Origin of the sequence: Sulfitobacter sp. HI0129 (assembly GCF_001635395.1) — a bacterium.
GTDB lineage: Bacteria > Pseudomonadota > Alphaproteobacteria > Rhodobacterales > Rhodobacteraceae > Sulfitobacter.
In genome coordinates this window covers 1-9,269 of record NZ_LWGH01000233.1, presented here as the reverse complement: position 1 = coordinate 9,269, position 9,269 = coordinate 1, and the positions used below count along the sequence as shown (strand labels likewise).

9 protein-coding genes, 1 tRNA gene and 1 pseudogene are annotated in these 9,269 nt (G+C 62.8%); 6 read left to right on the top strand and 5 right to left on the bottom strand.

Going from position 1 to position 9,269, the window contains the following annotated elements:
• From A3764_RS25060 to A3764_RS03830, 4 genes and pseudogenes are all read left to right on the top strand, one after another.
• Nucleotides 1-514 (top strand): annotated as a pseudogene (locus tag A3764_RS25060) (DNA polymerase III subunit delta'); the annotation flags it as partial.
• On the top strand, nt 511-1,317 hold the full coding sequence (locus tag A3764_RS03840; protein ID WP_067924750.1) for a TatD family hydrolase: 807 nt from the start codon (nt 511-513) through the stop codon (nt 1,315-1,317). The pseudogene A3764_RS25060 and the gene A3764_RS03840, both read left to right, overlap by 4 nt.
• Nucleotides 1,317-2,117 carry an MBL fold metallo-hydrolase gene (locus tag A3764_RS03835; RefSeq protein ID WP_067924753.1) on the top strand — a complete coding sequence of 267 codons (801 nt, stop codon included), beginning with the start codon at nt 1,317-1,319 and terminating at the stop codon, nt 2,115-2,117. The genes A3764_RS03840 and A3764_RS03835 overlap by 1 nt, the downstream gene beginning before the upstream one ends.
• An 85-nt stretch (nt 2,118-2,202) precedes the next feature.
• On the top strand, nt 2,203-3,132 hold the full coding sequence (locus tag A3764_RS03830; RefSeq protein ID WP_067924760.1) for an AEC family transporter: 930 nt from the start codon (nt 2,203-2,205) through the stop codon (nt 3,130-3,132).
• Nucleotides 3,133-3,145: 13 nt separating this feature from the next.
• Here the strand turns inward: A3764_RS03830 and A3764_RS03825 are convergent, their stop codons facing one another.
• From A3764_RS03825 to dctP, 3 genes are read right to left on the bottom strand one after another with little or no spacing between them, the layout of a single operon-like run.
• Nucleotides 3,146-4,462, bottom strand: coding sequence for a TRAP transporter large permease (locus tag A3764_RS03825; RefSeq protein ID WP_067924762.1), 1,317 nt, complete (start codon nt 4,460-4,462; stop codon nt 3,146-3,148).
• Complete coding sequence (locus A3764_RS03820; RefSeq protein WP_067924764.1) at nt 4,462-4,953, bottom strand: TRAP transporter small permease; 492 nt, start codon at nt 4,951-4,953, stop codon at nt 4,462-4,464. The genes A3764_RS03825 and A3764_RS03820 overlap by 1 nt, the downstream gene beginning before the upstream one ends.
• A gap of 4 nt (nt 4,954-4,957) precedes the next feature.
• Complete coding sequence (dctP, locus tag A3764_RS03815) at nt 4,958-5,920, bottom strand: TRAP transporter substrate-binding protein DctP (RefSeq protein ID WP_067924767.1); 963 nt, start codon at nt 5,918-5,920, stop codon at nt 4,958-4,960.
• A 322-nt stretch (nt 5,921-6,242) separates the two neighbouring features.
• On the opposite strand from dctP, the gene A3764_RS03810 reads away from it, so the two are divergent.
• Nucleotides 6,243-7,304, top strand: a complete 1,062-nt coding sequence (locus A3764_RS03810; RefSeq protein WP_067951218.1) for a hypothetical protein — start codon at nt 6,243-6,245, stop codon at nt 7,302-7,304.
• 207 nt (nt 7,305-7,511) lie between these two features.
• Here A3764_RS03810 and A3764_RS03805 read toward each other — a convergent pair.
• A tRNA-Leu gene (locus A3764_RS03805) sits at nt 7,512-7,595 on the bottom strand.
• A gap of 134 nt (nt 7,596-7,729) precedes the next feature.
• Between A3764_RS03805 and A3764_RS03800 the strand changes: the two genes are divergently transcribed.
• Entirely contained in the window at nt 7,730-8,251 is a 522-nt protein-coding gene (locus A3764_RS03800) for a Hint domain-containing protein (protein ID WP_067924770.1), read from the top strand.
• On the opposite strand, the gene A3764_RS03795 is transcribed toward A3764_RS03800, so the two are convergent.
• On the bottom strand, nt 8,248-9,269 hold a 1,022-nt coding region (locus A3764_RS03795), incomplete at its 5' end, for an NAD(P)H-hydrate dehydratase (RefSeq protein ID WP_067951213.1). The genes A3764_RS03800 and A3764_RS03795 overlap by 4 nt on opposite strands.

The window sequence follows — 9,269 nt, the reverse complement described above, 5'->3', positions numbered from 1 at the left end:
GATGGCACAGGCGCTCGCCCGGTTCGAACCGCCGCTCACCGGCGATGCGGCCGCCTTGGGTGAACTTTCCGGCGGCACCGTCGGCGGCGCACTTCGGCTGGCACTGCTGGGGGGGCGCGAAACCTACAGCGAGCTTGTCAGCCTGCTGGGCGGACTGCCCCATATGGACCGTGCGCGCGGCATCAAACTGGCCGAAGCCGTGGCGGCGCGCGGAAAGGAAGCGCAGCTTACCCTGCTTTTCGATCTGCTGGACCTGCTTCTGGTGCGGCTGGCACGCACCGGCAGCACCGGCCATCCGCCCGCGATCGAGGCTGCCCCGAACGAGGCCGCGATGCTGTCGCGCCTGTCCCCCACCCCGGCGCAGGGCCGGATATGGGCCGAGACGGCGCAGAAGGTATCGGCGCGTGCCCGGCACGGTCTGGCGGTCAACCTTGACCCTGCCGCGCTGGTCCTAGATACCCTGCAAAGACTGGCGCAAAGCGCCCCGAGCGACGCACCGAGGCGACAGGCATGACAGACACACCCGCCATCACCGACAGCCACTGCCATCTCGACTTTCCCGATTTCGACGGGGAGCTGAACGATATCCTGGCTCGGGCACAGGAAGCGGGCGTGACTCGTATGGTGACGATCTGCACCCGGCTCAGGAACGAACCCGCCGTCCGCGCCATCGCCGAGGCGCACGCCCCGGTCTTCTATGCCGCGGGCACCCATCCGATGTCCGCCGCCGAAGAGCCGATGGCTTCCGTCGAGGAACTCGTGACGCTCAGCCAGCATCCGAAGTTCGTCGGGATCGGTGAAACCGGGCTCGACTATCACTACACCGCCGACAGCGCCGAGGTGCAGCAACAGTCCATGCGTATCCATATCGCCGCCGCGCGCGAAACCGGCCTGCCGCTGATCATCCACGCCCGCGACGCGGATGAAGACATGGCGCGCATCCTGACGGAGGAACATCGCAACGGGGCCTATTCCTGCGTTATGCACTGTTTTTCCTCCGGCCCGGATCTGGCCCGTGCGGCGCTGGACCTCGGCTTTTACCTCAGCATGTCGGGCATCACCGCCTTTCCGAAATCGCAGGAACTGCGCGACATTTTCACTGCCGCCCCGCTCGACCGGATACTGGTCGAAACCGATGCGCCCTACCTCGCGCCGCCGCCCCGGCGCGGCAAGCGCAACGAACCGGCCTATACCGCCCATACCGCGCGCCGCGCGGCGGAAACCTTCGGTGTCGACTACCCCGATTTCGCCCGTGCCACGCAGGAAAACTTCGACCGGCTCTTTACCAAGGCCGCGCGTCACCGGGCCGCCGCGTGATGGCCGAAATGCGCGTCACCATACTTGGCTGCGGATCCTCCGGCGGCGTGCCCCGGCTGGGGGGCAACTGGGGGGCCTGCGATCCGGATGAGCCGCGCAACCACCGCCGCCGTTGTTCGCTGCTGGTGGAACGGGTGGATACCGGGGGCACCACCACCGTGCTGATCGACACCTCCCCCGACATGCGCGCGCAGCTTCTTGATGCAGGTGTAGGGCGGCTCGACGCGGTGCTCTATACCCATTCCCACGCGGACCATGTGCATGGGCTCGACGATCTGCGCATGATCGTGATCAACATGCGCGCCCGCCTGCCGGTCTGGGCCGACGCCCCGACCAAGGCGGCTTTGCTCGACCGGTTCGGCTATGCCTTCATCCGCCCAGAAGGGTCGATGTACCCGCCCATTCTCGACATGAATGATTTGCGCGACGAGGTGGAGATCGACGGCCCCGGCGGCAGCCTCCGCTTCACCGCCTTCGCCGTGCCCCATGGCGGGATCGACGCGCTCGGCTTTCGTTTCAATGATGTGGCCTATCTGCCGGATGTCTCCGCCCTGCCCGACAGCGCGTGGCCCCACTTGGAAAACCTGCGCTGCTGGATCGTGGACGCCCTGCGCCGCGATCCGCATCCGACCCACAGCCACCTGTCGCAAACGCTGGAGTGGATCGAACGCGCCGCCCCCCGGACCGCCGTGCTGACGAACATGCACAACGATCTCGACTACCGGACGCTGGTCGCCGAGGTTCCCGCCCATGTCCGGCCCGCCTACGACGGGCTGACGCTCAGCTTTCCCGCGGCCTGATCTTCTCATGATTGCAAATACTTCACGGGGGCGCGGGGGTGTGAAACCCCCGCTGTGTCCGTTGGACCACCCGGGGAGCTGACGGTTGCAGACGCTGCTTGATGTCATCCTGCCGGTCTTTCTGGTCATCGGCTTTGGCTATGTCGCGGTCTGGCGCGGGCTCTTTCCCGTCAGCGGGATCGACGGGGTGATGAAGTTCACCCAGAATTTTGCCATTCCCTGCCTGCTCTTTCAGGCGATTGCGCGGCTCGACCTGTCCGCCTCCTTCGACCCGCGGCTGATGTTCAGCTTCTACGCGGGGGCGGCGATCTCCTTCGTGCTCGGCATCTTCGGCGCGCGGCTCTTCTTCGGCCGCGACTGGGAAGACTGCGTGGCCATCGGCTTTTGCTGCCTTTTCAGCAATTCGATCCTGCTGGGCCTGCCGATCACCGAACGCGCCTATGGCAGCGCGGCGCTGGCGGGCAATTACGCCATCATCGCCTTCCATGCCGCCTTTTGCTACGGGCTGGGGATCACGGTCATGGAATTCGTGCGCAATCGCGGGCAAAGCGGGCTGTTGCTGCTGCGCTCCGTCAGCGTGGCCATGTTCCGCAATGCGCTGGTCATCGGCATCCTCGCCGGTTTCGCGGTGAACCTTTCGGGCCTGCCGATACCGGGCGTGGTGGATGACGCGCTGTCGCTCATCGTGCAGGCGGCCCTGCCCGCGGCTCTCTTCGCGCTGGGGGGTGTTCTGCTGCAATACCGGCCCGAAGGCGATCTGAAGACCATCGCCATGGTCTGCGCTATCGCCCTGCTGGTGCACCCCGGTCTGGTCTGGGGGTTCGGCACTGCGCTGGACCTGCCGCGCGATCCGTTCCGCTCCGGCGTGCTGACGGCGGCGATGGCGCCGGGGTTCAACGCCTATATCTTCGCGGACATGTACGGACGCGCCAAACGGGTGGCGGCCTCTTCCGTTCTGATCGCCACCGGCAGTTCGATCCTGAGCGTGTGGTTCTGGCTGCACCTGCTGCCCTGAGCGACCCGCCCGCTCAGCGCCCCATCAACCCGGGCAGCCATGTGCCGATGGCCGGATAGGCCACGATAAGCCCCAGCACCAGCAGCTTGATCAGCAGAAAGGGGCTCACCGCGGCATAGATCTGGCGCATCCCGATCTGCGGCGGGGCCACCCCGCGCATCACGAAAAGCAGCAGCCCGAAGGGCGGGGTCAGCAATCCGATCTCCATCGTCAGCAGATAGACGACGCCCAGCACCAGATCGTTGATCTGCATCGCATCCGCCAGCGGCACGAAGACCGGCACCGTCACCATCAGCATGGAGACCTGGTCGATGAAACAGCCAAGGAACAGCAGGATGGCGATCATGCCCAGCAGCACCATCAGCGGCGTAGGATCGAAGGCACCGATGGCCCGGATCAACCCGCCCGTCGCGCCGGAGAAGGACAGCACCTGCGCGAAGGTCTGGCTGGCAGCAATGATGAACAGGATCATCACCGACAGCTTCAGGGTTTCCATCAGGGCCGCCCCCAGCCGGGCAAGGCTGAGCGAGCGATAGGCCGCCCCCACCGCCACCGCCGTCAGGCTGCCGAGGGCCGCGCTTTCCGTCGGTGTCGCGATGCCCAGCAGAAGCGACCCGATCACCACGGCGAAAAGCACCGACAGGGGCAGTACGTAGATGCAGAACGGTCTCCAGCGTTCGCGCAGCGTCATCCGCGGCAGATCCTCCGGCGGGGCGACCGACGGGTCGAGCAGACTGCGCCCCACCACGTAGGCCACGAAGAGCAACGCCAGCAGCAGCGCGGGCATCACCCCCGCGATCAGCAGCCCGGATATGGAAATCCCCGCAAGCGAGCCCACCAGCACCGCCAGCGCCGAGGGGGGGATCAGCATGGCGATGGCCCCCGACGCCATGATCGGCCCCATCGCCATGGAGGGATGGTACCCGCGCTTCAGCATCCCCGGCAGCAGGGTGGAGCCCAGCATGGCGGTATTGGCGATGGTCGATCCCGACAGCGCCGCGAAGATCGTCCCGCCAAAGATCGTGACGACCGACATCCGCCCCGGCAGGCGCGTCACCACGCGTTCGATGGCATCGATGGCACGGTGCGCCACCCCGGTCTGGAACAGGATCTCGCCCATCAGGATGAACAGCGGGATCGGGGCGAGCTGAAAATTCGCCACCGACTGCGCGGCGTTGCGGGCAAGTTGCAGGATGCCCCGCTCGCCCCCCAGCACCTCGAAGGCACCGATGGTCGTGACCGCCAGAAAAGCAAATGCCACCGGCAGCCCCATGAGCAAAAGCGCCCCGAGCCCACCCAGCATCAAGGCAAGGGTCGTGACCCACTCCATCAGAGACCGCTTTGCGACGGCTGGCTATCAACCGGGCGCCAGAACCGGCGCAGAAAGACCACCGCGCAGAGCCCCATGCAGAGCGGCAGAAAGACCAGCGTGATCCATTCGGGGAGCGTGAAAGACGTGCGGATCACCGCCCCCCGCGTGATCGAGGACCAGAGCGCCAGCGTGCCGTACCAGCCCAGCACCGCCGCTGTCACCGCGCCGATCAGCGCGGTGATGCGGCCCAGAAGACGCCTGCCCCCGTCCGGCAGCCCCGCCGTCACCAGATCAACCTTCACATGCGCATCCTGCGCCAGCACCCAGGGGGCCGCCATGAAGGTCGCGGCCATGATCGTGTATTGGATCGCATCAAGCGCACCATAAAGAACAGGCAGCCCCAGATTGCGCAGTGCCACGTTGATCGCGATGACCACCGCGATTGCCGCGAAAAGGCCCGCCGCAATGACGGCGAGCCCCCAGAGAAATGCGTCGAATGCCCGGTTCATGCGGTCAGTTCGTCAGGCAGGCGCGCAGCTCCTTGGCGAGCGGCGCGTCGATCTCCTCCACCGCGGCCCAACCGGCATCGCGCGCCGTGTTGAGCCATGTCTCCGCATCCGCGCCCTCGAAGGTGATCGTCTCGATCCCTGCGGCGGCCTGCTTTTCATATTCGGCCGCGTTGATCTCCGCGTTCTTGGCGTTGAGCTCCTCCGCCCATGCGGCGCCTTCCTCCAGCTTGGCGCGCTGCTCATCCGTCAGCCCGTTCCAGACATCCAGATTGACGAGGAAGTTCACATCCACGTTGTAGAACGACGGATCGACCCGGTACTTCGTCTGCTCATCCCAGCCGAGGTCCAGAATCCCCTGCCCCGGCCAGCCGTAGCCGTCGATGGTGCCGCGTTCGAGGGCGGAATAGACCTCCCCCGGGGCGGTCCGCACGAGGTTCGCGCCCAGTTCGGCGAACATGGCCCGGTAGACGGGCGTGGTGCGGATGGTGAGCCCCGAAAGGTCGGGCGAGGTGATGGGCTTCGTCAGGTAGAGGTGAAAGCCCATGCCGTCGCCCGCGTGTGCGAGGTATTTCACGTTCATCTGCTCGCGGTGCACCCGGTCGAGCACGTCGTAGCAGCCGTTTTCCCGCTGTTCCTGAATGGTGTTCTCGGCCAGATGCATGGCATCCCCGGTGGGCACCAGCGTCGGATAGAAGGCCGAAGTGACATTGGCGATATCCACCACCCCCGTGGAGACCGCATTGCCCAGCTCGAACGGCGGCACCGCTTCGGGCCCCCCGATCAGATTGATCTGCACGACCCCCTTGCCGTTCTCGTTGACCCAATCGACGAAGGATTCAAATTCACGGCTGAAAGTGGTACCCAGCGCAAAGGCCGAAACCCCGCGCAGCGTCACCTCTTCGGCATGGGCGGCCTGCACCGCGATGGTGGATAAAAGCGCTCCGGCGCAGAATGTCCTGAAGTTCATTTCCGTCTCCCCCCGAAAAAGAATTTATATGTATCTGCATACAATCCGTAGGCAGGGGGAGGAACTGCGTCAATCTGGCATGGGGATACATGCATTATATTGCATGTTATTGGAGGGATGGTTGGAGGGGAGTGCGCGTATAGGTAGTATGATGCCGGTTGTCAGGGAAGTGTTCGCAGGAAATAAGGTTGGGGCAGATAATTTGTGGACACCAAGCGCGGAACCTCAAACCACAACTAGTTTGCATAAATTATTTTTCTTGGAACAAAACATATGCCGTGCCAGACTCTCTTACTGTCGTTAGTTTATATTGTGTTCAATCATGAAGCCAAAAAAGAATCTTGTCCGTGATGCAAAGACATTACACCATAAAAGCATAAGTTCTTTAAAATTTTCTATGTCAGCCTTTAATTCTTATGAAGAAGAAGGTCGGCTAACGCGCGTCTTACTTCACGCCCAACATTCCACGGAAATGCTTTTGAAGTGCGTCCTTGCACAAAATAAAGAAAAGGTTTTCGATGATAAAAGCGGACTTTCTCTTTCGTTTGAGAAATGTCTAAACTTATGTACTTCAAAATATAGCCTGACCAGCGGTGAAGCGGGATCTTTTCGGGCCATCGATGCCCTGAGGGATGAGGAACAACATTGGTTTATTGTCATTGACGAAGCATTACTCTTTCTTCAGATGCGTGCGCTCGTTACAGCTTACGATGAATTTCAAAAACGATCCTTATGCCTGTCTTTAAGCGACCTAATCCCGGATCGAGTGCTTCCAGTCTCTACAAAGTTGCCAGGTGATTTTGATCTTCTTGTGGACAAAGAGTACGAGAAGGTTTCGAAGTTGCTCCGTCCCGGAAAACGACGACGCGATGAGGCTCGGGCACGTATTCGGTCGATGCTCGCTATGGAAGCGCTCGTTACAGACGAAGTGAGCACATCGAAAAAAGACGTTGATCGAATCGAAAAAGCAATAAAGGGGGGTGATGAATTTTCCGCAGTGTTTCCACGTTTGAGCACGATAAATACGTCTCAGGCTGGAGAAGGGCCGACACTCAAGGTTCACTTTACGAAACGCGAAGGAGCCGCGGTTCATTTTGTGGCTGGTGATGAGCCCGGTGGCGCGGCCGCCGTTCGAGAAATTGATCTACAAAAAAAGTATTGGATAGGCGCAAAGAAGCTGGCGGAGACCGTCGGTCTCACGCCCCCTCGGGCACTCGCACTGCGAAGGGAGTTGAACATCGATAAAGACGAGTCATGTTCTCACACTTTTTCTTTTGGTAAATCAAAGCACGTGCAGTTCTCGGACAATGCTAGTCGCAAAATGAAGGAAGCCTTGGCGCAAGGCATTGACATGGAAGATGTTTGGGCCCGAAATCGTCCATAATACTTCGCATTAGCTTTGTTTTTTTGAAACCCTACGATTGGCGCCATCTCGGACCGTCTCACTCCCTATGTGAAGAAAAACCGCCTTAGAGCAGACAAAATATTGAAGGTACTTGAGGCGGGAAGTTCGCAGGGGGCAGGAAAAGCACCCTTCCTACCTGCGCCCGAACCGAATTTCCCCACACATAGGTGGAGTTGTCGCTTCAAATGGTGCGGGTGAAGGGACTCGAACCCCCACGCCAAAGGCGCCAGAACCTAAATCTGGTGCGTCTACCAATTCCGCCACACCCGCACGAACCCTCAGGGCTCGACGCGGTGCTACCAAACCACGCGCCCGCTGGCGAGAGCAAAAAATGCGGGACATTAAGCGGATGTTGTCCTATTCTGGCCACAACCTGAGGCAGGTTGACAAGGAAAGAGACGCCCATGAAACCGAAAACGGTCGGGCGCGTAGGCGGGCAGGATCCGCACACGGGCCAGTATTCGCCCTATGCCGTTCTGGATACAGGATTGGTACAGGGTGCCATGTTGCTCACTCTCGACGGGGAAATTCCGGTGGAATTCCTGTCGGTGGGCGACAAACTCATCACCCGCGACACCGGCATGTCGCGCGTGCTTCACATCCAGCGCAGCACACGCAAGATACGGATGATCGGCCTCGCCGCCGGATCGCTCGGGCATAACCGGCCCGAACGGGACGCGCGGCTTGCGGGCGACCAGATGGTGCTGATCCGCGATTGGCGGGCAAAGGCGCTGTTCCAGATGGAACGCGCGCTTGTCGCGGCCCGCTCGCTCATCGACGGTGAGTTCGTCACCGATCTGGGCGAGGTCGAGGCGACGCTGTACCAGATCTTCTGCGACGGGCCGCATATCCTTTACGCCGATGGGTTGGAGCTTGGCACCGCCGACGCCGCCCGGGCGCGTGGGGCGGTGCTCCACGCCGCCTAAAGCGGCAGGGCCCGCAACGCCGCCGGCAACAGGTCCGGCAGGTCTTCGGCGATCAGCCCGGGCCCGAAGCTGAGCGCCGCGTCCACATGGATGATCGCCGCCGCCTGTGCTGCGTCGAAAGGCGACAGCCCCCGCGCCATCAGGCCCGCGGCGATCCCGGTCAGCACATCCCCTGCCCCCGCAGTCCCCAGCCAGGGGGCGGATCTGCTGTAGGCCGAAGAAGCGATGGCAGCGGCCCCGTCCGGCGAAGCAATCACCGTGTCGGGCCCCTTGAGCAGCACTGTCGCACCGCAACTCGCCGCCGCCTTTCGCACCGCATCCACCTTGGAAAACCCGTCCCGCTGCTTCATCCGCTCGGAAATATCCGGGAAGAGCCGCGCGAATTCGCCCCCATGCGGGGTGAGCAGGCAACCTTGATGCAGCGCCTGCCTGTCCTCCGCGCTGCGGGACAGCAGGGTCAGTGCATCGGCGTCCAGAACGGTCGCCCGCCGCGCGGCTAGGGCCGCGCCCAGAAGCGCCGCCTCACGCTCCCCCAGCCCCATGCCGGGGCCAAGGGCCAGCGCGGCAATGCGGTCGTCCTTCTCCAGCATATGGCTGAGGGCCTCGGCGTCGGGGATACGCGCAAGCATCACCGCATCAAGCTGCGCGGCGTTTTCGATCACCGCCGCCGGGGGCACGCCAAGGGTGACAAGCCCCGCCCCGATCCGCAGCGCCGCCCGGGCCGACATACGTGCCGCACCGCCCTTTCCCACGCCACCAGACAGCACCAGCGCGGCGCCATGGTCGTATTTATGGCCCGGCGCCTTGCGCAGAACCCGGGCCAGATCCGCCCGTTCGCGGGCGGGATGAAAATCCGTTTTGTCGTATGGGGGGTGAAGGTGCAGGCTATCCCCAGCCTCATCGTGGAAAGGCCCGAGGCCGATATCGATCACCTCGAGCGCACCGCAGGTCGCGGGGCCCTCCGCAAGGAAGTGGCCCGGCTTCGGGCAGTGGAACGTCAATGTCAGATCGGCCCGCA

What these genes read in the sequence shown, in the direction of transcription:
- A3764_RS03835 (WP_067924753.1), top strand. Translation starts at nt 1,317, where the DNA reads ATGGCCGAAATGCGCGTCACCATACTTGGCTGCGGATCCTCCGGCGGC.
- A3764_RS03820 (WP_067924764.1), bottom strand. Translation starts at nt 4,953, where the DNA reads ATGAACCGGGCATTCGACGCATTTCTCTGGGGGCTCGCCGTCATTGCG.
- dctP (WP_067924767.1), bottom strand. Translation starts at nt 5,920, where the DNA reads ATGAACTTCAGGACATTCTGCGCCGGAGCGCTTTTATCCACCATCGCG.
- A3764_RS03840 (WP_067924750.1), top strand. Translation starts at nt 511, where the DNA reads ATGACAGACACACCCGCCATCACCGACAGCCACTGCCATCTCGACTTT.
- A3764_RS03810 (WP_067951218.1), top strand. Translation starts at nt 6,243, where the DNA reads ATGAAGCCAAAAAAGAATCTTGTCCGTGATGCAAAGACATTACACCAT.
- A3764_RS03800 (WP_067924770.1), top strand. Translation starts at nt 7,730, where the DNA reads ATGAAACCGAAAACGGTCGGGCGCGTAGGCGGGCAGGATCCGCACACG.
- A3764_RS03825 (WP_067924762.1), bottom strand. Translation starts at nt 4,462, where the DNA reads ATGGAGTGGGTCACGACCCTTGCCTTGATGCTGGGTGGGCTCGGGGCG.